This window comes from Stenotrophomonas sp. FW305-C-20-S1 (assembly GCF_058783335.1).
Window position 1 is genome coordinate 133,196 of record NZ_JBYTEK010000006.1, and the last position, 23,386, is coordinate 156,581.

General features: G+C 68.1%; 23 protein-coding genes. All 23 read right to left on the minus strand.

Annotated features, from left to right (window positions below; translation table 11 throughout):
* Window positions 1-64 precede the first annotated feature (64 nt).
* The 23 genes from AC3WTC_RS05150 to fliE all read right to left on the minus strand — a co-directional run bounded on the left by AC3WTC_RS05150 (window position 65) and on the right by fliE (window position 23,119).
* Entirely contained in the window at window positions 65-1,891 is a 1,827-nt protein-coding gene (locus AC3WTC_RS05150) for a chemotaxis protein CheA (protein ID WP_140227016.1), read from the minus strand.
* Between the two features lie 2 nt (window positions 1,892-1,893).
* Complete coding sequence (locus AC3WTC_RS05155; RefSeq protein WP_492710832.1) at window positions 1,894-2,499, minus strand: protein phosphatase CheZ; 606 nt, start codon at window positions 2,497-2,499, stop codon at window positions 1,894-1,896.
* Window positions 2,499-2,891 carry a chemotaxis response regulator CheY gene (gene cheY, locus AC3WTC_RS05160; RefSeq protein WP_005413247.1) on the minus strand — a complete coding sequence of 131 codons (393 nt, stop codon included), beginning with the start codon at window positions 2,889-2,891 and terminating at the stop codon, window positions 2,499-2,501. Before cheY ends, AC3WTC_RS05155 begins: the two co-directional genes overlap by 1 nt.
* Before the next feature lie 19 nt (window positions 2,892-2,910).
* Complete coding sequence (locus AC3WTC_RS05165; protein WP_025878979.1) at window positions 2,911-3,654, minus strand: RNA polymerase sigma factor FliA; 744 nt, start codon at window positions 3,652-3,654, stop codon at window positions 2,911-2,913.
* Window positions 3,651-4,538: a MinD/ParA family ATP-binding protein gene (locus AC3WTC_RS05170; protein ID WP_025878980.1), complete on the minus strand. Its 888-nt coding sequence runs from the start codon at window positions 4,536-4,538 to the stop codon at window positions 3,651-3,653. The genes AC3WTC_RS05165 and AC3WTC_RS05170 overlap by 4 nt, the downstream gene beginning before the upstream one ends.
* On the minus strand, window positions 4,525-6,150 hold the full coding sequence (gene flhF / locus AC3WTC_RS05175; protein ID WP_492710836.1) for a flagellar biosynthesis GTPase FlhF: 1,626 nt from the start codon (window positions 6,148-6,150) through the stop codon (window positions 4,525-4,527). Before flhF ends, AC3WTC_RS05170 begins: the two co-directional genes overlap by 14 nt.
* A 145-nt stretch (window positions 6,151-6,295) precedes the next feature.
* The gene (gene flhA, locus AC3WTC_RS05180; protein WP_492710838.1) at window positions 6,296-8,398 is read right to left on the minus strand and encodes a flagellar biosynthesis protein FlhA; all 2,103 of its coding nucleotides are present in this window, start codon (window positions 8,396-8,398) and stop codon (window positions 6,296-6,298) included.
* On the minus strand, window positions 8,395-9,525 hold the full coding sequence (flhB, locus tag AC3WTC_RS05185; protein WP_033831035.1) for a flagellar biosynthesis protein FlhB: 1,131 nt from the start codon (window positions 9,523-9,525) through the stop codon (window positions 8,395-8,397). Before flhB ends, flhA begins: the two co-directional genes overlap by 4 nt.
* 166 nt (window positions 9,526-9,691) lie before the next feature.
* On the minus strand, window positions 9,692-11,821 hold the full coding sequence (locus tag AC3WTC_RS05190) for a putative bifunctional diguanylate cyclase/phosphodiesterase (protein WP_492710841.1): 2,130 nt from the start codon (window positions 11,819-11,821) through the stop codon (window positions 9,692-9,694).
* 161 nt (window positions 11,822-11,982) lie between these two features.
* The gene (fliR, locus tag AC3WTC_RS05195) at window positions 11,983-12,774 is read right to left on the minus strand and encodes a flagellar biosynthetic protein FliR (RefSeq protein WP_032974840.1); all 792 of its coding nucleotides are present in this window, start codon (window positions 12,772-12,774) and stop codon (window positions 11,983-11,985) included.
* 16 nt (window positions 12,775-12,790) lie between these two features.
* Window positions 12,791-13,060, minus strand: coding sequence for a flagellar biosynthetic protein FliQ (locus AC3WTC_RS05200; protein WP_005413254.1), 270 nt, complete (start codon window positions 13,058-13,060; stop codon window positions 12,791-12,793).
* 109 nt (window positions 13,061-13,169) lie between these two features.
* A complete protein-coding gene (gene fliP / locus AC3WTC_RS05205) occupies window positions 13,170-13,949 on the minus strand; it encodes a flagellar type III secretion system pore protein FliP (protein ID WP_025878986.1) in 780 nt (259 codons plus the stop codon).
* Window position 13,950: 1 nt separating this feature from the next.
* Entirely contained in the window at window positions 13,951-14,355 is a 405-nt protein-coding gene (gene fliO, locus AC3WTC_RS05210; RefSeq protein ID WP_492710847.1) for a flagellar biosynthetic protein FliO, read from the minus strand.
* On the minus strand, window positions 14,352-14,687 hold the full coding sequence (gene fliN / locus AC3WTC_RS05215; protein ID WP_025878988.1) for a flagellar motor switch protein FliN: 336 nt from the start codon (window positions 14,685-14,687) through the stop codon (window positions 14,352-14,354). Before fliN ends, fliO begins: the two co-directional genes overlap by 4 nt.
* A complete protein-coding gene (gene fliM, locus AC3WTC_RS05220) occupies window positions 14,684-15,688 on the minus strand; it encodes a flagellar motor switch protein FliM (RefSeq protein WP_025878989.1) in 1,005 nt (334 codons plus the stop codon). The genes fliN and fliM overlap by 4 nt, the downstream gene beginning before the upstream one ends.
* A gap of 10 nt (window positions 15,689-15,698) precedes the next feature.
* Window positions 15,699-16,214: a flagellar basal body-associated FliL family protein gene (locus AC3WTC_RS05225; RefSeq protein ID WP_492710850.1), complete on the minus strand. Its 516-nt coding sequence runs from the start codon at window positions 16,212-16,214 to the stop codon at window positions 15,699-15,701.
* 221 nt (window positions 16,215-16,435) lie between these two features.
* A complete protein-coding gene (locus AC3WTC_RS05230) occupies window positions 16,436-17,599 on the minus strand; it encodes a flagellar hook-length control protein FliK (RefSeq protein ID WP_492710852.1) in 1,164 nt (387 codons plus the stop codon).
* The gene (fliJ, locus tag AC3WTC_RS05235) at window positions 17,599-18,066 is read right to left on the minus strand and encodes a flagellar export protein FliJ (RefSeq protein ID WP_025878992.1); all 468 of its coding nucleotides are present in this window, start codon (window positions 18,064-18,066) and stop codon (window positions 17,599-17,601) included. Before fliJ ends, AC3WTC_RS05230 begins: the two co-directional genes overlap by 1 nt.
* On the minus strand, window positions 18,063-19,463 hold the full coding sequence (locus tag AC3WTC_RS05240; protein ID WP_025878993.1) for a FliI/YscN family ATPase: 1,401 nt from the start codon (window positions 19,461-19,463) through the stop codon (window positions 18,063-18,065). Before AC3WTC_RS05240 ends, fliJ begins: the two co-directional genes overlap by 4 nt.
* Entirely contained in the window at window positions 19,460-20,101 is a 642-nt protein-coding gene (locus AC3WTC_RS05245; protein WP_140227014.1) for a FliH/SctL family protein, read from the minus strand. The genes AC3WTC_RS05240 and AC3WTC_RS05245 overlap by 4 nt, the downstream gene beginning before the upstream one ends.
* Window positions 20,098-21,084 (minus strand): flagellar motor switch protein FliG, encoded by a 987-nt coding sequence (gene fliG / locus AC3WTC_RS05250; RefSeq protein WP_025878995.1) that lies wholly within the window; start codon window positions 21,082-21,084, stop codon window positions 20,098-20,100. Before fliG ends, AC3WTC_RS05245 begins: the two co-directional genes overlap by 4 nt.
* 10 nt (window positions 21,085-21,094) lie before the next feature.
* Window positions 21,095-22,741 (minus strand): flagellar basal-body MS-ring/collar protein FliF, encoded by a 1,647-nt coding sequence (fliF, locus tag AC3WTC_RS05255; RefSeq protein ID WP_025878996.1) that lies wholly within the window; start codon window positions 22,739-22,741, stop codon window positions 21,095-21,097.
* Between the two features lie 12 nt (window positions 22,742-22,753).
* On the minus strand, window positions 22,754-23,119 hold the full coding sequence (fliE, locus tag AC3WTC_RS05260; protein ID WP_025878997.1) for a flagellar hook-basal body complex protein FliE: 366 nt from the start codon (window positions 23,117-23,119) through the stop codon (window positions 22,754-22,756).
* Window positions 23,120-23,386 lie beyond the last annotated feature (267 nt).

Here is a 23,386-nt window from a genome sequence, read left to right on the forward strand (position 1 = left end):
GGCCCTCCCCCCGCGCTACCCTGCGGGGCCGTTTCCGGTAGCGCCGGGCCATGCCCGGCGGGCTTCAGCGCAGCCCGTCCACGTCCAGGATCAGCGCCATGCGACCATCGCCGATCAAGGTTGCACCGGCATAACCACGCAGGCCGCGCAGGGCCTTGGGCAGTGGCTTGATGACCACTTCCTCACGCCCGCGCACCTGGTCCACCACCAGCCCGAAGCGTGCTTCACCGGCCTGCAGCACGACGATGGTCAGCAGGGGCGAGGTGGCCGGCGTCACATCCAGCCATTGCCGCAGGTCGACCAGCGCCAGCGTGTGCGAGCGGCGGTCGAGCACGGCGCGGCCGTCGAACCAGCCCAACGAGGTGCGCGGCGCATGCAGCACTTCCATCACACGGGCCAGCGGCAGTGCGTAGACGTCTTCGCCGGCCTGCACCAGCAGGGTCGGCAGGATCGCCAGGGTCAGCGGTACGCGGATCATGAAACGGCTGCCGCGGCCCAGTTCCGACTGGATCTGGATCTGCCCGCTCAGCTCACGGATGCGCGACTGCACCACGTCCATGCCGACGCCGCGGCCGGAAATGTCGGTGACCTGCTGCTTGGTCGAGAACCCTGGCAGGAACACCAGGTGCAGGCATTCCTCGCTGCTCAGGCGGGCGGCGGCTTCCGGATCGATCAGGCCCTTCTCGCGCGCCTTGGCGCGCAGTTTTTCCGGATCGATGCCGGCGCCATCGTCCTGCACTTCGATGCTGACGTAGTCGCCTTCCTGCTGTGCCGACAGGCGCACGTGGCCCATCCGCGGCTTGCCCTGCGCTTCGCGCAGGTCAGGCATTTCCACGCCATGGTCGATGGCGTTGCGGACCAGGTGCACCAGCGGGTCGGCCAACGCTTCGACCAGGTTGCGGTCGAGCTCGGTTTCGGCGCCGATCAGTTCCAGGTCCACTTCCTTCTTCAGCGAACGCGCAACGTCGCGCGCCACCTTCGGGAAGCGCGAGAACACCTTGCCGACCGGCTGCATGCGGGTGCGCATCACCGCCGACTGCAGGCGCGCGGTGGCGATATCCAGCGTGGACACGGCGCGGTCCAGCTCTTCATCGCGCAGGCGCGCGCGCAGCGTCTTCAACCGGTTTCGTGACAGCACCAGTTCGCCGATCAGGTTGACGATGGCATCCAGGCGCTTGGTGTCCACGCGCACGGTGTGTTCGGCTTCGGCGACAGGCTTGTTGGGTGCGGGCTTGGCAGCGGGCGGGGCCGGCGAGGGCGCCGATCGCGGTGCCGGTACCGCAACAGCCGCTGCGGTGGTGTTGCTGCCCGGGGCGGCGCCGCCATGCAGCTGGTCGAGCAATGCCTCGAACTCGTCCTCGCTGATCATGTCGTCGGCCTTCTTCGCCGCCGCCACGGTTGTCGGCGCCTTGCCGCCATGCAGCTGGTCGAGCAGGGCCTCGAATTCGTCGTCGGTGATCAGGTCGCCGCCGCCCGCACCCGGCGTCGCGGCCGCAGGCGCGGCAGCGCCGCCGCCATGCACGTCGAACTGGGCGACCAGTTCGGGCGGGGCAAAGCCCGGCTCGGTGCCCGAAGACACCGCGTCAAGCATCGATTGCAGGTAGTCCAGTGACTGCTGGGCGGCATCGAAGTGATGCGCCTGCAGGACGGCCTGGCCGGCGCGTGCGGCGCCCAGCGCTTCCTCGGCGGCGTGGCACAGCTCGACCATTGCGGTGATGCCGAGGAAACCTGCGCCGCCCTTCAGCGTGTGGTAGCCACGGAACACCGCGTTGAGCTGTTCATTGTCCTGCGGTGCCTGTTCCAGCGACACCAGCTGTTCGCCGAGGCGATCCAGGATCTCCTGGGCCTCGATGATGAAATCGGCAGTGATGTCGTCGGCTACTGCGCCCATGGTTACAGCCCCAGATCCGACAACAGGTCGTCGGCGTCGTTCTGCGAGACCGCATGGCGGTCCAGTCCCTTCAGTGCCGGCCCAGCCAGTTCCGGATCGGTGCGATGCTGTTCCGGCGGCAGACCGAGCGCGCCGAAGCCTTCGTGCACGCGGCGGACGATGCCCACCACGCGACGGATGATCTGCCCGGTCAGGTCCTGGTAGCTCTGGGTCAGGGCGATCTCGGTGAGGTTGTGGCGGATGCGGTCGAGCTGCAGGTCCTGGCCCGGCTGCAGGCCGTCGGCGCGCAGCTGTTCGGTCAGGCTGCGGCACTCTTCGGCCAGGTCCAGGGTGCGGTGGGTGGCCTGTTCGGTCATCGCCACCACGTGGTCCAGGCGCGCGCAGGCATCGTCCAGCTCGCCGGCTTCATCGGGCACGGTCGGCAGTTCGCCCAGCGCCTGGCCCAGCTCGCGGGCCAGCCGCGAAAGGCCGCTCATCATCGGCTGGGTGCGCAGCGCGACCAGGCCGTCGATGCGCTGGCGCCATGCCGCCTCGTCGCCGGATTCCAGTGCATCCAGGGCTTCCTGCAGGCGCAGGGCGAGGGCGCTCTTGTCGACCGTGGTATCCATCAAGCGCTGGCCGCCAGGCGTTCGAAGATCTTGCCGAGCTTCTCTTCCAGCGTCTGTGCGGTGAACGGCTTGATGATGTAACCGTTCACGCCGTTCTGCGCCGCTTCGATGATCTGCTCGCGCTTGGCTTCGGCAGTCACCATCAGCACCGGCAGGGTCTTCAGCTTGGCATCGGCACGGATGGCCTTGAGCAGTTCGATGCCGGTCATCACCGGCATGTTCCAGTCGGTGACCACGAAGTCGAACGGCTGGCTCTGCAGCAGCGACAGCGCGGCATGCCCGTCCTCGGCTTCGGCGGTATTGGTGAAGCCCAGATCGCCCAGCAGGTTCTTGACGATACGACGCATGGTCGAGAAGTCGTCGACGATCAGGATGCGCATGTTCTTGTTCAAAGCAGAGTTCCTTTGTTGATCAGCTCTCGAGGCCGGCGTCGGCCGCCTCGAAAATCTTCAGTCGGCCACGCAGGCGCAGGACCGCCTGGCCGTGGATCTGGCAGACCCGCGACTCGCTCACGCCGAGCACTGCGCCGATCTCTTTCAGGTTCAGTTCCTGCTCGTAGTAGAGCGACAGCACCAGCTGTTCGCGCTCGGGCAGGTGGCCGATGGCATTGCCCAGCTCGCGGCCGAATTCACCGCGCTCCAGCACCTGCTGCGGGGTCGGGCCGCCCTGGGCGACGGTGTCCAGCTCGCCCTGGTCTTCAATGCGCGACTCCAGGCTCAGTACCTGGCCGCGCGAGGCGTCCTCCATCAGGCGCAGGTACTCGGGCAGCGGCATCTCCATCGCGGCGGCCACTTCGGTGGCACTGGCGGCGCGGCCGGTGCTCTGCTCCAGGCGGCGGATGGTGGCTGCAGCGTCACGTGCACGGCGGTGCACCGAACGCGGTACCCAGTCGCCACGACGGATCTCATCGATCATCGAACCGCGGATGCGGATCGAGGCGTAGGTCTCGAACGAGGCACCCTGGTCGGCGTCGTAGCTGCGCGAGGCTTCGATCAGGCCCATCATGCCGGCCTGGATCAGGTCGTCCACCTCAACGCTGGCCGGCAGGCGTGCGGCCAGATGGTGGGCGATGCGCCGCACCAGGTCCGAGTGCTGGGCGATGACCTCGTTGGCCGCCGTGCGCTGGACCTCTCTGTACTGGGCGGCGCCTTTCATGCTGCCACCCCGCGCTGCTTGATGATGCGTTCGAGGAAGAACTCGACGCCACCGCGCGGCTCGGTCGGTGCCTGCCAGCGGGCGGTGCGGCGGGCGATCTCGGTGATCGCCAGTGCCGACGGGCTGGACGGATAGGCCTTCACCACCGGCTGCTGGCGCTGCACCGACAGGCGCAGCCAGTCGTCCTGCGGCACGCAGCCGAGGTAGTTCAGCGAGACATCGGCGAGGAATTTCTCGCAGACGCGGGTCAGCTTCTCGTACAGCACGCGGCCTTCGTTGGGGTCGCGCACCATGTTGGCCACCACCTGGATGCGGTCCACGCCACGTTCGCGTGACAGCACCTTGATCAGCGCATAGGCGTCGGTGATCGAGGCCGGTTCATCACAGACCACCACCACGGTGTCCTGCGCGGCCTGGCAGAAGGTCAGCACGCCATCGGTGATGCCGGCGGCGGTGTCCACCACCATGATGTCCAGCTCGCGCTCCAGTTCGGAGAACACGTTGACCAGGCCGACATGCTCGGCCGGGGCCAGCTCGGCCATGTGCCGGCGGCCCGACGCAGCCGGTACCACCAGCACGCCGTTCGGGCCTTCGATGATCACGTCATCCAGGCTGCAGCGGCCAGCGACCAGGTCGGCCAGGGTGTTGGTGGGGCTCAGGCCCAGGATCACGTCGATGTTGGCCAGGCCCAGGTCGGCGTCCAGCAACAGGGTGCGTTTGCCCATTCCCGCAAGCGCCACGGCCAGGTTGGCCGATACGTTGGTCTTGCCGACGCCGCCCTTGCCGCCGGTCACGGCAATCGTGCGCACAGGGCCGAGCGGCTCGCTGCGGGTCGCCGTCAGCGGGAAGGTGGTGGTCAGCTTGGCGTACTCACGCGACGGCATGGTTCAACTCCGGGTTGCAGGGCATATCGGCCGCGCGGCGCAAATCTTCAAGGCGAAGTACAAGATTGGCTGCACTGGCCCGGTGCAGGTCGTCCGGGACGTCCTGGCCATCGGTCACCCAGGTGATCGGCAGCTTGTGGTCCACCGCCACCGACAGGGCGTTGCCGAAGCGGCCGGTCTCGTCCAGCTTGCTCAGCACCAGGCCCTGCAGGTTGGCCGCGCCGAAGCGGCGGACCACCTCGTCCATGTCGCCGAAGCTGGTGTTGGCCGGCAGTACCAGCAGGGTGCGGACCTGGCGGGCAGCGCGCAGCCACTGCAGCTGGGCGGCCAGCGCACGGTCGCGCGGGCCCAGGCCGGCGGTGTCGATCAGCACCAGCTTGTAGTCCTTCAGGCGTTCCAGCAGCTGGTCCAGGTCGGTGCCGCTGTTGGCCTCGTGCACGGCGATGCCGAGCTGGCGGCCGTAGCCGTACAGCTGTTCGCGGGCGCCGATGCGCATCGTATCGGTGGTGACCAGGGCGACGTCGCGGGCGGCATGGGCTTCGGCGAAGCGCGAGGCCAGCTTGGCGATGGTGGTGGTCTTGCCGGCGCCGGTCGGGCCGACCAGGGCGATCACACCGCCTTCCTCCATCGGATCGACCGGGGCGATCGGCAGCTTGCGCGAGATCAGCCCCAGCATCAGGCCGCGGCCGCGATGCGCTTCGGTTTCCAGCGGGATCTGCATGGCCACGTCGCGGGCGATGCCGGCATCGAAGCCGTACTCGTCCATCAGGTCCAGCGCGGTGGCACGCACCGGGCTGCCGCGCAGGCGCTCGTCGGTGAAGCGGTTCATCTCGCGCTCGATCACCTGGCGCATGCCGGCCACTTCCTGGCGCAGGTGGCGGATCTCGGCGTCATCGGCGATCAGGGTCAGCGCAGGTGCTGGCGCCAGCGTCGGCATCGGTGCCGGTGCAGCCTCGGTCGGCTGCACGGCAACCGGCGCGTGTGAGGCTTGGTCTTCGGGTGCCGTGGCGGCCTCGAGGGCAGCCGGCAACGGCGGCGGCGTCACTGCCGGCATCTGCGCGCTGTCTTCCAGCGGCGGGTCGATCTGGAAGCGGGCGCGGTTCACCGGCGCGGCTGCCGCAGGCGAGGGCGAGGGCGCCACGATGGCGTCGGCGAACGGGGCGAAGATCTGTTCCGGCAGCGTCGATTCATTGACGGCGGCGCGCGCCAGAGTGGCGGCAAAGCCGGTGCTGCCACGCGTCGGCACGATCTCGTCGGCGCTGTCCAGGGTGCGGCCGGTAGCGCCGACGGCGGCGCGGGCGAGGGCGGCGACGGCCGAGGTGGTGGCGGCCACCGGCTCCGGTGCCGGGGTGCCGCTGCGACGGCGGGTGACTGCGGCGATCACTGCGTCGGCGGCGCTGCGCGGCTTCGGCGCGGGCGGCGGTGCAACGTCGCGGCGCGACGCTTCCAGGGCGCGCTGCACGGCGCTCTCATCGTAGTTGGCGGCGGCCACGATCTCGATGCCTTCCTCGATCCGGCGGTTGGACAGGATCACGGCATCAGGACCATGTTCCTTGCGCACCAGGTTCATGGCCGAGCGCATGTCGGCGGCGACGAATCGTTTGATTTTCATGCTGTGGTCACGGGACGAAGTCGGCGGAGTGGCGGTCGGAGAACGCGGATGGTCGGTGGTCTGCACGGTTCGGGTTCCCCTTGGAATCTGTCTGTTGCGGGTGTTTGAAAGTGGTGTCTGTTTTCTGGCGCGTTGCAGGGCGGCGTCAGCTGATCGTTCCGACCAGCTTCAGGCGCTTGTCCTCCGGCACCTCGCTGTAGGCCAGGACCGACAGCGACGGAACGCTGTGGCGGACCAGGCGGGCCAGCGCGGCACGCACCGGGCCAGGTACCAGCACCACCGCGGGCTCGTTGCGGGCTTCCTGCTTGCTGACACATTCGGCCAGGCTCTGGTGCAGTCGCTCAGCGAGTCCGGGTTCCAGCGCGGCGCCGTTGCCCTGCGTGGACTCCTGCAAGACACGTTCCAATTGCGGGTTGAGGGTGAACACCGGCAGCTCCGCCGACATTCCGGCGATCTCCTGCACGATGAAGCGGCCCAGTGCGGTGCGCACGGCGGCGGTCAGCGTGGCCGGGTCCTGGCTGTGCGGGGCGTGTTCGACCAGTGCTTCGGCGATCTTGCGCAGCTGGCGGATCGGAATGCGCTCGACCAGCAGGTTCTGCAGCACGCGCACCACCGCCGACAGCGGCAGCGCCTTCGGCGTCAGATCTTCGACGAGCTTGGGCGCGCTCTTGGCCAGGTTGGCCAGCAGGTGCTGCACTTCCTCGTGGCCGAGCAGTTCCGGTGCGTGCTCGCGGATCAGGTGCGAAAGGTGGGTGGCCACCACCGTGGCCGGGTCGACCACGGTATAGCCCAGGGTTTCGGCCTGGGCGCGCTGGTGTGGCTGGATCCAGGTCGCGTCCAGTCCGAAGGCCGGGTCCTTGCCGGCGATGCCTTCCAGCGGACCGAGGGCACTGCCCGGGTCCAGCGCCAGTTCGCGGTCGGGATGGATCTCGGCAGTGGCCACCGGCACGCCATGCACCAGTACCCGGTAGCCGTTGGCCGGCAGTTCCAGGTTGTCGCGGATGTGGACCGAGGGAATCAGGAAGCCGACGTCCTGGGTCAGCTTGCGGCGCACGCCCTTGATGCGCGGCATCAGCTCGCCGCCCTGGTTGCTGTCCACCAGCGAAATCAATCGATAGCCCACTTCCAGGCCCAGCGGATCGACCGGGCGCAGCTCGTCCCAGCTCAGTTCCGCGGTGGGTGCGGGGCCAGCGGGGCGGCCCAGCGCGTTCAGTGCGTTGGCGTCGCCTGCAGCGGTGTCGGCCTGCGCCGGCACCAGGCCCTTGCGGTACACCTTCCAGGCGATGAAGCCGAGGATGGCCGCCAGCGTCAGGAAAGCGACGTTGGGCATGCCCGGCACCAGGCCGACCACGCCGAGGATGCCGGCGGTGATGGCCAGCGCACGGTACTGGCCAAACACCTGGCCGGTCATCGCCTGCGCCATGTCCTGCGAGCGCGAGGCACGGGTAACCAGCATCGCCACCGCGCTGGAGACCAGCAGCGCCGGCAGCTGCGCCACCAGGCCGTCACCGATCGACAGCAGGGTGTAGGTGGCGGCGGCATCGCCGAAGGGCATGCCATGCTGCAGCACGCCCACGGCCAGGCCGCCCAGCATGTTGATGAACAGGATCAGGATGCCGGCGATCGCATCGCCGCGGATGAACTTGCTGGCACCGTCCATCGCACCGTAGAAGTCGGCTTCCTCGCGTACTTCCTCGCGGCGCAGCTTGGCTTCCTCGCGCGTCAGCAAACCGGCGTTGAGGTCGGCGTCGATCGCCATCTGCTTGCCGGGCATGGCGTCGAGGATGAAGCGCGCGGTCACTTCCGAGACGCGGCCGGCGCCCTTGGTGATGACCACGAAATTGATGATGGTCAGGATCGCGAACACCACGATGCCGACAGCGTAGTTGCCGCCGATCACGAACTCACCGAATGCGGCGATCACCTTGCCGGCCGCTTCGTGGCCGTTCTGGCCGTTGAGCAGGATCACACGGGTGGAGGCCACGTTCAGCGCCAGCCGCAGCATGGTGGTGATCAGCAGCACGATCGGGAAGATGGTGAAGTCCAGCGGGCGCTTCACGTAGACCACCGCCAGCAGCACCATCAGCGAGATGGCGATGTTGAAGGTGAACAGCGCATCGAGCACCGGCGCGGCCAGCGGCACCACGACCATGGCCAGCAGGGCCAGCACGATCAGCGGCGCGCCAAGGCCCTGGCGGATCATTTCAAGCGCGCGGCGGGTACTGAAGCTGGATGCCTGGGCGCTCATGGACGGCCCCCGTTGCCGAACTCATCAACCTGGATGTGCGGCGTGGACGGCATCGGGCCGGTCCGCCAGCTGCGCAGCTGGTAGACGTAAGAGAGGACCTGGGCGACGGCTGAATACAGTCTCACGGGGATTTCCTTGCCGAGTTGGCCTTCCCGATACAAGGCGCGTGCCAAAGGCGGGGCAGAGACGATGGCGACCTTGTTGCCGTCGGCCACTTCACGGATGCGCAGGGCGGTTTCGTCCACGCCCAGGGCGACCACGGTGGGTGCGTTCATGGCCCCGCCTTCGTATTTCAGGGCCACCGCGTAGTGGGTGGGGTTGACCACCACCACGTCGGCAGTGGGGACCGCCTCCATCATCCGGCGGTTGGCCATCTGCTGCTGCAGCTGGCGGATGCGGCCCTTCACTTCCGGGCTGCCTTCGCTTTCCTTCATTTCCCGGCGCAGCTCCTCGCGGGTCATCTTCAGCTTGCGCATCCAGTTCCAGCGCTGGTACGGCGCGTCGATGGCGGCCAGCACCAGCATCGCCCCGGCGGTGGCCAGCAGCAGCCGCAGGGTGAAGCCCAGGCCGTCGCCGATGGCCGTTTCCAGCGGCTGGTGGATCAGCCCGCGCAGGGTGTTGAAGCTGGTCCAGACCACCATGCCGGCGGCGACGCCGACGAAGGCTACCCGCAGCAGCGACTTGATGAACTCGGCGATGGCTTCGGGGCCGTACAGGCGCTTGAGCCCGCTCATCGGGTTCATGCGGTTGATGTCGGGCATCATCGCCTTGGCCGACCAGCGCAGGCCGCCCATCACCACCGGCGCCAGGAAACTGGCCAGCAGGCAGACCAGCACCAGCGGGGCGATCACCCACATCAGCTGCAGCAGCAGGTCGCCGAAGTGGCCGAACAGCGCCTTCGGGTGCTGGCGCAGGCTCTGTTCGGGGCTGAGCGCATGGCGCATCCAGGCGCTGGCGCCGCTGGCCATCGAGCCGCTCATGGCCATCACCGCGATCACCCCGGCGCCGAACACGGCGGCCGTGCCCAGTTCACGCGAGCGCGGCAGGTTGCCCTGTTCGCGGGCGTCGCGCAGGCGTTTTTCTGTCGGTTGTTCGGTTTTTTCGCCGGCGGATTCGTTCTCGGACATCACAGGCACTGCAGCAGGGGATGCCGGGGTGCGTGCAAGAATCGTTCCGTTACGGGTGCATGTGCCAACTGAAGTGGGCGCCTGCCGGAGCAGGTGCCGGTAGCGCCGGGCCATGCCCGGCGAGCGGGCAGCCTGGATCATTGCATCAGCCGGGCATGGCCCGGCGCTACACCGGGGGCCGGTCCTGCGGGCCCTGCGCCAGTTCCACCCGTGGCCGCGGCAGGTCGTGCAGCTGCATGAAGCGGGCCGCGTCCACTGGCCGGCCCAGCAGGAAGCCCTGCAGGTAGTCGCAGCCGAGGCGCTCCAGGTAGGCGCGCTGCGCGGCGGTCTCCACGCCCTCGGCCACGATGTCCATGTCCAGCGCATGGCCCAGCGCAACGATGGCCGACACGATCACCACGTCTTCGGCGCTGTGTTCCAGGTCGCGCACGAATGCGTGGTCGATCTTGATTTCGGTGGCCGGCAGGCGCTTGAGGTACAGCAGGCTGGAGTAGCCGGTGCCGAAATCATCGATCGAGATGCCCACGCCCAGGGCGGAGAAACTCTGCAGCAGGCGCAGGCTGGTATCGGTATCGCGCATCACCGTACTTTCGGTGATCTCCAGCACCAGGTTGCGCGGGGCGATCGCGTAGCGCTCGATCACCTCGCGCACGTCCTGCAGCAGGTGCGGCGAACTGAACTGCACCGGTGACAGGTTCACCGACATCGTCCAGCTTTCATGGCCGGCATCGTGCCAGTGGCGCAGCTGCTGGCAGGCCTGGTCCAGCGCCCAGCGGCCGATCTCGTTGATCGCGCCACTGCGCTCGGCCAGGCGGATGAAGCGGTCCGGCGGAATCAGGCCCTGTTCCGGATGACGCCAGCGGATGAGCGCTTCGGCGCCAGCCACCTTCTGCGTAGCCACGCGGATCTTCGGCTGGTAATGCAGGAACAGCTGCTCGCTGCCGATCGCGCGGCGCAGGTCGGCCAGCAGGCGGAACTGCTGCTCGGCGCTGTCGTTCATCCAGTCGGCGAACAGCACGAACGCATTGCGGCCCGACTCCTTGGCCTGGTACATCGCGGCATCGGCGAAGGCCATCAGCTGGCGTTCGCTGGCGGCATGGTCGGGGCAGATCGCGATGCCGATGCTGGCGCTCACCTGCAGCTCGTGGTCCGGCAGCAGCGGGCCGCTGCCCACCGCCTGCAGGATGCGCCGGGCCAGGGTCGGCAGGTCCTCGTCCTGTTCGATGCGCACCACCAGCACGAATTCGTCGCCGCCCAGCCGTGCCAGCATGTCGTGCGGCCGCAGCAGCTGGCGGGTGCGTTCTGCCACGGCCACCAGCAGCGCATCGCCGGCCTGGTGGCCATAGGCATCGTTGACCTGCTTGAAGCCATCCAGATCCATGAACATCACCGCGAAGCGGCTGCCGCCCTGTTCGGCCTCGGCCAGGGCCTGCAGGATGCGCCGCTGCAGCAGCAGCCGGTTCGGCAGGCGGGTGAGCGGGTCGTGCAGCGCGGCCTGGGTCAGTTCCTGCTGGGCGTCGGTCAAGGAGGTGCTGAGCAGCGAATTGCGCAGGCGCAACAGCTGCGCCTCCACCCGCTGGTCCAGCCAGGACACCACCAGCACCACCGCCAGGATCGCCACGGTCAGCACCACCACCAGCATCGCCAGCCAGTTGTTCTGCAGGCCATCGCCCACCGCTGCGCCGCAGACGCTGCCTTCCGGGAAGCGGGCGGCGGCCATGCCGGTGTAGTGCATGCCGACGATGGCCAGGCCGAGCAGGCCGGCGGCGGCCAGGCGGTCGCCGATGCGGGTGTGCTGTGCGCGCAGGCGGAAGGCCACGTACAAGGCAGTCCACGACGCGGCCACGGCGACCAGCAGCGACAGCAGCAGCCACACCGGCTGGTAGTCGATGCCCGGTTGCATGCGCATCGCGGCCATGCCCACGTAGTGCATGCTGGCGATGCCGCTGCCCATCAGCAGCGCACCGCCGGCCAGGCGGGGATGGGGCAGGGTGCGCAGCGATACCAGCCAGAGCGCGAACACCGACGAGCCGATCGCCAGTGCCAGCGACAGCAGGGTGATGGGCAGGTCGTAGCCCAGTGGAATGGGCAGGTCGAAGGCGAGCATGCCGATGAAGTGCATCGACCAGATGCCCAGCCCCATCGCAAAGCCGCCGCCCAGGCGCCACCACCAGGTCGCGCCCTTGCCGGGCGCGGTGACGGTGCGCCCGGCCATCGCCAGTGCGGTGTAGGACGCCATCACTGCAACCAGCAATGAGGTCGCCACCAGCCACGGGTTGTACGTGCCTACCAGCATTCGTCAGTCTCCCGGACCTGCCTGTCAACGGAAAAACTACGGTGGGGCATGCGCAAGGCGGGCGACCAGAGCCGCCGGTTGCAGCGTCCCCCCGGTCGCTGCGCATTCACTCTAACGCGGGCACCGGGGGGGACGGCAAGCAGCAGAACGTGACGACCACGTCAGCGGGTCACCGCACCGGCCGCCTGGAAGGCAGCATCGAACAGGCGCTGCACCGGCGGCCCCATTTCACCGACCAGCAGGGTCAGCAGGAACAGGCCCAGCAGCAGCGAGACCGGCAGGCCCAGCTGGATCGGATTCAACGCCGGTGCGGCGCGGGCCAGCACGCCGAAGGCCAGGTTGACCGCCAGCATCGCCACGGTCAGCGGGATGGCCAGGGTCAACGCACCGCGCAGCACGGTCAGCAGGAAGGTCGGGGCGATGCTGAAGAACGCGTGCGGGTCGGGCAGGGGCGCGCCGATGGGCAGGGCGCGGTAGCTGTCCACCACCAGCGAGATCAGCGCCAGGTGGCCGTTGGCGGTGAAGAACAGCAGGCCGAACAGCAGATAGAACCACTGGCCGATGACACCGGAGGTGCCGCCGCGCAGCGGGTCGCTCATCTGCGCAAACGCCAGGCCGGTGCCCTGGGCGACCAGTTCGCCGGCCATGGCGCCAGCCTCGAACACCAGCCGCAGCATGAAACCGATGGCCACGCCGATCGCCAGCTCGCGGGCGATGGTCAGCACGGTAGCGGCGTCGAAACCGGTCCAGTCCGGTACCGGCGGCAGCAGCGGCGCCAACGCAATGGCCAGCGTGCCGGCCAGCATCACCCGCACCCGGCCGGGCACCGCGCGGGTACCGATCATCGGCATTGCCATGGCCACTGCGCCGATGCGCAGCATGGTCCACAGCACGGTGCCGATCATGCCGAAGGCATTCAGGCCGTCGGCAGCCATCTGGGTGGCGGCGTCCATCTGCGTGCGCGTCCGTCTAGCCGATCAGGTGCGGGATGCGCTGGAACAGCAGCGTGGTGAATTCGACCAGATGGCCGATCAGCAGGCTGCCCAGTGCAAACAACACCGCTGTGAGGGCCGCAGCCTTGGCAACGAAGGCGATGGTCGGCTCGTTGAGCTGGGTCGCCGCCTGCACCACGCCCACCACCACGCCGACCACCAGTACGGTCAGCAGCAGCGGGCCGGCCACCCAGAGCACGGTAATCAGGCCACCACGCAGTTCGGTCAAGGCAAGTTCGGGAGACATCATGGTTCCATCGGTAGCGCCGGGCCATGCCCGGCGGTGGTCAATGCGGCAGCCGGCACTGCCCGGCGTCGCCTCTGTAGAGCCGAGCCATGCTCGGCTGACCTTCGGATCAGGCCGGATTGAAGCTGGCCGCCAGCGTGCCGACGGTCAGCACCCAACCATCGACCAGCACGAACAGCAGGATCTTGAACGGCGCAGAGACCAGCATCGGCGACAGCATCATCATGCCCATCGACATCAGCACGCTGGCCACGACCAGGTCGATGATCACGAACGGGATGAAGATCAGGAAGCCGATCTCGAAGGCGGTCTTCAGTTCGCTGGTGACGAACGACGCAACCAGTACCGGGAACGGAATCGCATCAGGGCTGGCGTAGGTGCCGTGACCGGCGATGCCGGCGAAGGTCATCAGGTCGGTCTCGCGGATCTGCGCCAGCATGAAGGCGCGCAGCGGCGTGGTGGTCAGCGTCCAGGCAGTCTGGAAGTCGATCTCGCCATTGAGGTACGGCGCCATGCCGGTGCTCCAGGCCTTGTCCCAGGTCGGCAGCATGATCATCGCGGTGAGGAACAAGGCCAGGCCCAGCAGGACCTGGTTGGACGGCGTCTGGCCGGTGCCCAGCGCCTGCCGCAGCAGGCCCAGCACGATGATGATGCGGGTGAAGGAGGTCAGCACCAGCAGCATCGACGGGATCAGGGTGATCGCCGTCATCAACAGCAGTGTCTGCAACGGCAGGCTGACCGGCGCACCGCCGATCTTGCCGACGTTGATGTCCGGCAGCGGCGTGGTCGGCGCGCCCGGGGCGGCGAACGCCAACGCAGGCAGCAGGCACAGGGCGATCAGGCTCAGCCACGGCAGCAAGGTGGCAAGACGGGAACGGGTCACACGCATGTCAGGGGTCCTTGCGCAGCCGCTGTTGTAGCAGCTGGGCGAAATTCGGCAGGTTCTTCAGGTCGGGTACGCGTACCGGCGCAGGCGGTGACAGCGGTTCGGGCAGGGTGTGCAGGGCGTTGATGCCGCCGGCGGTGACGCCCAACAGCAGTTGCTGACCATTGACCTCGACCACCACCACGCGTTCCTTGGCGCCGACATTCAGGCTCGCCACCAGCTTCATGCCCTCGGCCGGGCGGAAGCCGCTGCCGGGCAGGCGCTTGAGCAGCCAGCCCAGGCCGATGACCAGGGCCAGCACTGCCAGCAGGGCCAGCACCGCACCGAACAGGCTCGGTGCGGCCGGCGCATGCTGGCCGATCTGCGGGGCCGTCTTGGCGACGGCCAGAGTGGTGGCGAGCAGGCTCAACGCAGTCTCCGGATCCGCTCGCTGGGGCTGACCACATCGGTCAGGCGCACGCCGAAGCGGTCGTTGATCACGACCACTTCGCCATGGGCGATCAGCGTGCCGTTGACGAACACGTCCAGCGATTCGCCGGCACCCCGTTCCAGCTCAACCACCGAACCCTGGTTGAGCTGCAGCAGGTTGCGGATCGGCAGGCGGGCGCGGCCGACTTCCAGCGACAGCGTCACCGGCACATCGAGGATCACGTCCAGGTTCAAATCCGGGCCGGTCGCTTCATCGGCCTGCAGGTTGCTGAACTGGGCCGGGGTCGGTTCGAGGGCGTCGATATCGTTCATTGCGGGTCTTCCTGGATGACGGGTACGCGCGGACGGGTGCCCGGCGGATGGGTAGCGGTGATCTTTACGGCGTTCATGCCGTTGGCGACGCCGAACTCACCGGTGAACACCGGGATGTTCTCCACGCACAGCGGCACCTGCGGGCTCAGGTCGATCGGCAGGATGTCGCCGACCTTCAGCCGGGTCAGGTCGCGCAGGGTCATGCGCTTGCTGGCCAGTACGCTGGACAGGGTCACTTCGGCCACGTTGAGCTGCTCGCGCAGGGTGCGTCCCCAGCTCTCGTCGCGGTCGTTGCGGTCGCTCTGGATGCCGGCGTCGAGCAGTTCGCGGATCGGCTCCAGCATCGAGTAGGGCAGGGTCACGTGGATGTCACCGCCACCGCCGTCGAGTTCGACATGCAGGCGGCACACCACCACGTATTCGCGCGGCGTCACGATGTTGGCGAAGTGCGGGTTGATCTCCGAGTTGATGTACTCGAATTCCACGTCCATCACCGGTGCCCACGCTTCACGCAGGTCGGCGAAGGTCTGCTTCAGCAGCAGGTGGATCACCCGCATTTCGGTGGCGGTGAACTCGCGGCCTTCGATACGCGTCGGGTAGCGCCCGTCACCACCGAAGAAGTTGTCGACGATGGCGAACACCAGGGTCGGTTCGAACACGATCAGGCCGGTACCGCGCAGTGGCTTGAAGCGGATCAGGTTCAGGTTGGTCGGCACATACAGCGAGTGCATGTAGTCGTTGAACTTGATCAGCTCGATGCCGCGCACGGACAGTTCGGCCGAACGCCGGATCAGGTTGAACAGGCCGATCCGCCACAGGCGCGCAAAGCGCTCGTGGACCATTTCCAGGGTCGGCATGCGACCGCGGATGATGCGGTCCTGGCTGGCGAAATCGTAGGAGCGTGCTTCGCCACTGGGGGCGTCCGGCTCGGTTTCGACCGCGCCACTGTCCACGCCATGCAACAGGGCATCGATCTCATCCTGGGACAGCAGGTCATTCATCGGGGAGCCCTTACTGGGTCACGAAGCTGGTGAACAGCAGGTCGTCGGCACCGTTGCTGCCGGTCTCGGCCTTCAGCACCTTCTGCACTTCGGCCAGCGAATCGGCCTGCAGCTTCTGCTTGCCGGCGATGTCGGCGATCTGCTGCGGGCTGACCTGCGAGAACAGCATCAGCAGGCGCGCGCGGATGGCCGGGGCATGGGTCTTGATCGCTTCCAGCGCGACCGGATCGCGGGTCATCAGCTGCACTTCCACCTGCAGGTAGCGCGGGCCGTCGATCGAGCCGTTGAGGTTGACCACGAATGCCGGTTCCAGCGCGAAGTACTGGGCCGGGGCCGGGGTGGTGGTCTTCTTCGGCGCCTGCGCGGCCTTGTCTTCGTGCTTGGACTGGGTGAAGAACCAGACGCCGCCACCGGCGGCACCGGCGGCCAGTACGGCGACCAGGGCGGTGATCAGGATCGGACTGCGCGGCTTGGCGGTCTTGTCCTTGTCGGCGGTCTTCTTGGTTTTGTCAGCGGCTGCGGCCACGGGGTGAAGCTCCTGAGGGTTGCTTCACCGGGATATGCAAGGGGTGTGCCGGAGCGGCCGGGGAGGACGGTGACGGAATTCCGTCGGGTGTTCATATCGGCAGCGCCGGGCCATGCCCGGCGGAATGTCGGGAATCCGCCGGGCATGGCCCGCGCTACCCGTGTACTGCCAGGTGCCGACCGTCCCGCTCTGGTGGGTGCCAACCTTGGTTGGCACGCCTGTCAGGCGTACGCGTCCAACAACCCGCGCTGGCGGATCAGCTGCGACGCCGACACCGTGGTGTCGCCCAGTGACGGTTCTCCGTCACCACCACGACCGCCGCCGCCCGCCGGGCTGCCCGGAGTGCCGTCGCCACTGTGCTGCTGGCCGACATCGGCATGGGCCAGCTGGAAGCCCTGCTCGCCCAGCAGTTCACGCAGGCGCGGCAGGCTGCTTTCCAGCGCCTGGCGTACATCCACATGCGGGCTGCTGAAGCTGGCATGGACCTTGTCACCGTTCATCTGCAGGCGCACGTCCACCGGCCCCAGGTCTTCCGGATTGAGGCGGATGTGGGCATGGCCGATCTTCTGGTCGGCCAGCCAGCCGATGCGCGCGCCGATGGCCTGGTCGAAACCATCATCGCCCAGCACCGGCTTCGGAGTCGGTTCGCCATTGAAGACGGCATTGCTGGCCAGTGCGGCCTTCAGGTCCTGCAGGGCGGCGGGCAGGGGGGGCTGCAGCGGTGCCGGAGGTGCGCGGTCGCCGATCTGCAGGCTGTCACCGTCGTCGGCACGATCCAATGCCTTGCCACTCATCACCAGCTCCGGCAGCGGCAGGCCACTGGCCTCATCATCGCCGGCAGCGGATGCCGGAGCGCTGGCGGCCGGCGCTGCCGCGCCCTGGCTCGCGTTGGTCGCCACTGCGGCGGCCGCGGGTGCCAGTGCAGCGGAGGGCAGCGCGCCACCTTCGGCATCGCTGGCCGCTGGCGGCGGCAGCACAGGCGCCGGATCGACGCCGGTGGGCACGGCCAGCATCAGGCCGGCCAATCCGAGTGGCGGCCAAGGCGCGTCGCCCGCGTTGGCCGGGGTGTCCTTGTCGTCGCTGGCTGCCGACGTCGCCGGTACGGCAGGTGTCGATGTGCTGGCGTCCGTGGCGGCTGCTTCGCCGTCGGTCGGCCGCGGCGTCGCCTTGCCCGGGTTGCCGTCGGGTGGTGTTGCAGCGTTGGCCGGTGTTGCCGGATTGCTGGCGTTTGTGGCGGTACCGGGCGTGCCGGTCGAGGCGCTGCCGCCCTGCAGCATCTGGCCGAAATCCTTGCCGGAATCGCTGCGCGAGGCGCGTGCGCTGCCGGCATTGCCACTGCCGCCGGGCGTCGGTGCGCTGGCGTTGCTGCTCAACGGGGAGGGCATCACGACCGGCCTCCCTGCTCGCCATCGTCCTGGTCTTCGGTCTGTGCCAGGCGCGCGCGGCGTGCGCCGATGTCATCCATCTCGCGCTGGTCGCGGCGGTCGGTCACCACTTTTTCCTGCGCGCGGTAGCTGGCGGCCAGCTGCTCCAGCACGGCCTTGTCACGGCTGGCCAGGATCAGGCGCGCGCGTTCGGCCTCCACTTTTTCGAGGTTGCCGTTGACGGTCTGCTGCTGCTGTTCCACCGCGCTGTCCAGCCGGTCCAGGAATGCGCGCCGGTTCAACAGCTGCGCCGGGCTGGTCGCGGCCATCTGCGCGTTGGCGTACTCCTCGGCGTAGCGCCGCAGTTCGTCCAGGCGCGACAGATGGGTGTCGAGCACGTTCTGGCGTTCGGCCAGGTCGCGGGCGACCGCGTCCTCGTGTTCCTGGGCCCGCTTCAGCAGGGGGTCGATGCGCTTGGACTGGATCATGTCAGCCTCTCGTTCTCTTGTTCCACCAGGCGCTGCAACGCCGCCTGGCTGTGCGGTAGATCTGCGGCCTTGGCCACATCCTGGCCGAGGAATTCCATGATTTCCGGCCAGCGCTCAAGGGCTTCATCGGTCGCCGCGTCGTTGCCGCGCTGATAGGCGCCGATGGCGATCAGGTCGCGGTTGGCCGAGTAGGCCGAGACCAGCCGTTTCAGCTTGCGGATGCGCAGGCGCCACGGTTCGTCGGCGATTTCCGTGACCACGCGGCTGACCGACGATTCCACATCGATGGCCGGGTACAGGCCGCTGTCGGCCACCCGGCGCGAGAGCAGGATGTGGCCGTCAAGAATCGCGCGCGCTGCATCGGCGATCGGATCCTGCGGATCGTCGCCTTCGGTCAGCACGGTGTAGAAGGCGGTGATCGAACCGCGCCCCTTGGCGCCGTTGCCTGCACGTTCCACCAGTGCCGGCAGCTTGGCGAACACCGATGGCGGATAGCCGCGCGTGGTGGGCGGCTCGCCCACCGACAGGCCGATCTCGCGCTGCGCCTGCGCGAAGCGGGTCAGCGAATCCATCAGCAGCAGGACGTTCAGGCCCTGGTCGCGGAACCACTCGGCGATGGCCGTGGCACGGTAGGCGCCATGCAGGCGGGCCAGCGGCGGCCGGTCGGCCGGGCTGGCCACTACCACCGCGCGGCGCAGGCCTTCCTCGCCCAGCGTGCTTTCAACGAAATCGCGCACTTCGCGGCCACGCTCACCGATCAGGCCGACCACGATCACGTCGGCGGCGGTGTAGCGGGTCATCATGCCCAGCAGCGTCGACTTGCCGACGCCGGAGCCGGCGAACAGGCCCACACGCTGGCCGCGGCCGATCGGCAGCAGCGCATTGATCGCGCGCACGCCCACGTCCAGCGGCTGGGTGATCGGTTCGCGCGCCAGCGGATTGATCGACACGCCGGCCATGCCGACGTGGCCTTCAGCGCGGATCGGGCCCTTGCCATCCAGCGGTACGCCATCGCTGTCGATGACACGGCCGAGCAGGCCTTCGCCCACTTCCACGCCGCCACGACGCGCCGAGGGCACCACTCGCGCATTCGGTAGCAGCCCGTGCAGTTCGGCGCTGGGCATCAGGTAGGTGCGTTCGCCGGCGAAGCCGACCACTTCGGCATCGACCCAGCCGCCGTCAACCACTTCCACCTTGCAGCTGGCGCCGAGCGGCGCTTCGCAGCCGACCGCTTCCAGGGTCAGGCCGACCGCCCGCCGCAGCACGCCTTCGCGGATCAGCCCGCGACCGTGCGCGGTGTCGACCTTCAGGCCGTCGAGGCGGTTGGCCAGGCGCAGGTTGCGGGCCACGGCCCAGTCGGCCGGCGGCGACGGCTGCGAAGCGGTATTGGTATTCATGCGATGGCTCCGGTCTGGCGGATCACGGCGTCCAGCGCGCCGCGCAGGCGGGCTTCCAGGGTGCCGTCGATGCGTACCGCTTCGGCATGCACGCGCAGGTCGCCACGGCTCAGGCTGGTATCAGGCACCAGGCGCTGCTGCGGCGACAGGGTCAGCAACGGGGCGAGGGCGTTGATGTCATCGGGGTGCAGGCGTACTTCCACCTCGCGGTTGCTGCCGCCGACGGCGTCAATCGCCTCGCCGACCAGTTGTCCCAACAGCGCCGGATCGGCCTCGTAGGCACGGCCTACCAGCGCACCGGCGATGCGTACCGCCAGTTCGCCGAGGGCGCCGACCACTTCATTTTCCAGGCGTGCCAGCGGCCGGCCGAAGTTGTCGAGGATGCCCTCGATCTGCGCGACCAAGCGGCGCACTTCGGCCTGGCCCTGGCTGAAGCCATCGGCATGGCCCTGGTCGAAACCTTCCTTCTCGGCGCTGTCCTGGATCGCCTGGATTTCCTCCAGGGTCGGCAGCTGCAGCGGCGGCTCGGGCTCATGCTCCGGGTCCGGCTCGGTGAGTTCGAAGGCCTCGTCCTGGTCCAGCACCGGTTCGGGCTGGGCCAGCAGGTCCGGGGCAAGCCAGCGCACGACGTTGCTCACAGCATCGCCTCCGCGCTGCCGCCGATGGTGACAGTGCCCTCATCGGCCATGCGCTTGACGATGGCGAGGATCTCGCGCTGCGCCACTTCCACGTCGGACAGGCGGACCGGGCCGCGCGCTTCCATGTCTTCCAGCAGGATCTCGGCTGCACGCTGGGACATGTTGCGGGTGATCTTGTCGCGCACCTTGATGTCGGCGCCGCGCAGGGCCAGACCCAGTCGTTCGCCGCTGACTTCGCGCAGCACCAGCTGCATCTCGCGGTCGTCCAGGTCCACCAGGTCGTCGAACACGAACATCAGGTCCTGGATGCGGCCACTCAGCGGGGCGTCGATGCGCGCGATCTCGCCCAGGATCGCCTGGTCCTGGCCGCTGTCCATGAAGTTGAGGATGTTGGCCGCGCACTGCACGCCGCCGATGTTGGACGACTTCAGGTTCTGGTTGCCGGCGAACTGGCGTTCCATGATCTCGTTGAGTTCGTTCAGCGCATTGGGCGGAATGCCGTCGAGGGTGGCGATGCGCAGCAGCACGTCCACGCGGGTGCGCTCGGGCAGCAGCTTCAGCGCGTCGGCAGCCTGGTCGGTTTCCAAGTGCGCCATCACGATGGCGATGATCTGCGGATGCTCGTTGCGCACCAGGTCGGCCACCGCACGCGGGTCCATCCACTTCAGTGCGTCCAGGCCGGTGGTGTTGCGGCCCAGCAGGATGCGGTCGATCAGGTTGCCGGCCTTCTCGCTGCCCAGCGCCTGCACCAGCATGTTGCGGATGTAGTCGTCCGAGCCCACGCCCAGCGAGGTCTTCGAGCCCAGTTCCTGGCTGAACTGGTCCATCACCCGTTCCACCTGTTCGCGGGTGATGTCGGACATGGTGGCCATGGCGATGCCGATCTTCTGCACCTCCTTCGGCTCCATGTGGCGCAGCACTTCGGCCGCGTCCAGTTCACCCAGCGACAGCAACAGGACGGCGGCGCGCTGCACGCCGGTCAGGGGCGCGACCTCAGTCATTGGCCACCCAGCCCTTGACCACCTGGGCCACGCGCTTGGAGTCGGTCTTCACGGCTTCACGGGCCATCCGCAATCGTTCCTCATAAGAATCCACCGGCAGGGCCAGCGCTTCCGGCCCGCCCAGGCTGACCCGGTCGGCGCCCAGCGCCGGCAGCGGGGTGCCATCGTCATCGACCAGCTGCACGTCCGCGGTGTGCGGTTCCAGCGCCAGTTCTTCGTTCTTGCGGTTCTGCCCGGTGATGCCGCGCAGTGCCGGGCGCAGCACGCCGAACAGCAACGCCATCACCACCAGCGCACCCAGCAGCATGCGGCCGGCATCGTGCACCCACGGCAGTTCCCACCAGGCCGGGCCTTCCACCGGCGTGGTGTCACGCACGAACGGGGCATTCATCACCGACACGGTGTCGCCACGCTCGGCACTGAAACCGACGGCCTGCTTGACCAGTGCCTCGACCCGGGTCAGTTCGGCCGCCGACAGCGGCTGCGGTGCAACCTTGCCGTTGGCGCCGGCGCGCGGCACGTTGTCCACCAGCACCGCCACCGACACGCGCTTGATGCGGCCGGCCGGCTGGCGGGTGTGCTGCAGGGTACGGTCCAGCTCGTAGTTGCGGGTCGCGTTCTTGCTGCTTTCGGTCGGTGCCTGCGCGGTGGCCGGTGCGGCGGCCTGGCCCGGCGGGCTGTTGCTGGTGGCACCCGGTACGCCCTGCGGGCCCGGCGTGCTGCTGGTGTTCTCGCTCATCTGCTCGCTGCGCAGCTTCTGCGGCTCGCCGTTGTACAGCTCGCGCGCTTCCTCGGTCACCGAGAAGTCCATGTCGACACTGACTTCGGGGTTGACCCGGCCGGGGCCGGTCATCGGTTCCAGCAACTCGCGGATACGCTGGTTGAACGAGGTTTCCTGGCGGCGCACCTGTTCGAACTGGGCGGCGTTGACGGCCGCTTCGCTGTTGGGGTCGCTGACACTGAGCATGCGACCGCTCTGGTCGACCACGGTCACCCGTTCCGGCGCCAGATCGGGAATGGCTGCAGCAACCATGTGCACGATCGCATCAACCTGGCTGCGTTCCAGCTGCTGGCCGCCACGCAGTTCAAGGGTAACCGAGGCACTGGCCACATCACGCTGGCGGGTGAACGCACTGGGCTTGGGAATGGCCAGGTGCACGCGCGAATCGCGCACCGGGCGCAGCGTATTGATGGTGCGCGACAGCTCGGTTTCCAGCGCGTGCTGGTAGCGCGCACTTTCCACGAACTGGCTGACACCAAAACCGGGGTCGCGCTCCATCAGCTCGAAGCCGAGCTTGCCGCTGTCGGTCAGGCCCGAGCCCGCCAGTTTCAGGCGGGCATCATGCAGGTTCTTCTCCGGCACGGTGATGCCGCCGGTGGCCGGGTCCAGCTGGAACGGAATCTGTGCGGCACGCAGCAGATCGGTCGCTTCAGCGGTGGCCTTCTGGTCCAGGCCGGTGTACAGCGGCACCATGCCCGGCTTCTGCGACCAGAAGAACACGAACAGCCCGGCCGCGACGGCCACGGCGATCATCGCCATCAGTCCGAGCCGACGGGTGATCTGCAGGCTTTGCAGCCGATCGAACCACTGGCCCGCCTTTTCGGCGTTCAGGGATTCCTTGGAGAGCGACAGGGCCATGCGGTTCTATCCTTACAGCGGCATGTTCATCACGTCCTGGTAGGCCTGGACGAGACGGTTGCGGACTTCCACGGTGGCGCGGAAGGCGATCTGGGACTGCTGCGAGGCGACCATCACCTTGGCCAGGTCGGCACCGGGTTCACCCAGTTCGAAGGCCTTGGCCAGCGCGCCGGATTTCTGTTGCGCATCGTTGACGCCGGCGATGGCGCCGCGCAGGGTTTCAGTGAAGCTGGCAGGCTGGACCTGCGGCGCATCCAGCACCGTGCCCGGCAGGGCATTGCTACGCGGCGCTTCGGCCAGCGGGTTGAGCGCGGGCTGTCCCACCTGGGTCTGGTAGGAGCGGATCTGGGAAAGGATCGAAGTGACGGAGTGGGACATCTGCAACGGTTCCAGAAACAGGGATGGGGGTGTCTGCTGGAGCTAGTGCAAGTGCCGTGCCGAAATGGCTGATCGGTTCAGTGAAGTGAGGGGGGTATTGCTTTGCGGGGTTGCACCCCGCGCCCCGCGGTAGTGCCGGCCGCTGGCCGGCAACCTCAACAGCAACAGCCGAAGCAAAAGCGGGGTTCCTGTGGGATGGCGGGGTGGGTCCGGTTGCGGGGGACGCCGTAAACCCGTCCATGGGGGCTTGGCCGCGGCATCCATGCC

What these genes read in the sequence shown, in the direction of transcription:
- AC3WTC_RS05190 (WP_492710841.1), bottom strand. Translation starts at nt 11,821, where the DNA reads ATGCTGGTAGGCACGTACAACCCGTGGCTGGTGGCGACCTCATTGCTG.
- fliE (WP_025878997.1), bottom strand. Translation starts at nt 23,119, where the DNA reads ATGTCCCACTCCGTCACTTCGATCCTTTCCCAGATCCGCTCCTACCAG.
- fliN (WP_025878988.1), bottom strand. Translation starts at nt 14,687, where the DNA reads ATGAACGATATCGACGCCCTCGAACCGACCCCGGCCCAGTTCAGCAAC.
- fliM (WP_025878989.1), bottom strand. Translation starts at nt 15,688, where the DNA reads ATGAATGACCTGCTGTCCCAGGATGAGATCGATGCCCTGTTGCATGGC.
- AC3WTC_RS05240 (WP_025878993.1), bottom strand. Translation starts at nt 19,463, where the DNA reads ATGAATACCAATACCGCTTCGCAGCCGTCGCCGCCGGCCGACTGGGCC.
- AC3WTC_RS05155 (WP_492710832.1), bottom strand. Translation starts at nt 2,499, where the DNA reads ATGGATACCACGGTCGACAAGAGCGCCCTCGCCCTGCGCCTGCAGGAA.
- fliP (WP_025878986.1), bottom strand. Translation starts at nt 13,949, where the DNA reads ATGCGTGTGACCCGTTCCCGTCTTGCCACCTTGCTGCCGTGGCTGAGC.
- flhB (WP_033831035.1), bottom strand. Translation starts at nt 9,525, where the DNA reads ATGTCCGAGAACGAATCCGCCGGCGAAAAAACCGAACAACCGACAGAA.
- AC3WTC_RS05150 (WP_140227016.1), bottom strand. Translation starts at nt 1,891, where the DNA reads ATGGGCGCAGTAGCCGACGACATCACTGCCGATTTCATCATCGAGGCC.
- flhF (WP_492710836.1), bottom strand. Translation starts at nt 6,150, where the DNA reads ATGAAAATCAAACGATTCGTCGCCGCCGACATGCGCTCGGCCATGAAC.
- AC3WTC_RS05165 (WP_025878979.1), bottom strand. Translation starts at nt 3,654, where the DNA reads ATGAAAGGCGCCGCCCAGTACAGAGAGGTCCAGCGCACGGCGGCCAAC.
- fliF (WP_025878996.1), bottom strand. Translation starts at nt 22,741, where the DNA reads ATGGCCCTGTCGCTCTCCAAGGAATCCCTGAACGCCGAAAAGGCGGGC.
- fliR (WP_032974840.1), bottom strand. Translation starts at nt 12,774, where the DNA reads ATGGACGCCGCCACCCAGATGGCTGCCGACGGCCTGAATGCCTTCGGC.
- AC3WTC_RS05230 (WP_492710852.1), bottom strand. Translation starts at nt 17,599, where the DNA reads ATGCCCTCCCCGTTGAGCAGCAACGCCAGCGCACCGACGCCCGGCGGC.
- fliJ (WP_025878992.1), bottom strand. Translation starts at nt 18,066, where the DNA reads ATGATCCAGTCCAAGCGCATCGACCCCCTGCTGAAGCGGGCCCAGGAA.
- AC3WTC_RS05170 (WP_025878980.1), bottom strand. Translation starts at nt 4,538, where the DNA reads ATGCCGTCGCGTGAGTACGCCAAGCTGACCACCACCTTCCCGCTGACG.
- AC3WTC_RS05200 (WP_005413254.1), bottom strand. Translation starts at nt 13,060, where the DNA reads ATGTCTCCCGAACTTGCCTTGACCGAACTGCGTGGTGGCCTGATTACC.
- flhA (WP_492710838.1), bottom strand. Translation starts at nt 8,398, where the DNA reads ATGAGCGCCCAGGCATCCAGCTTCAGTACCCGCCGCGCGCTTGAAATG.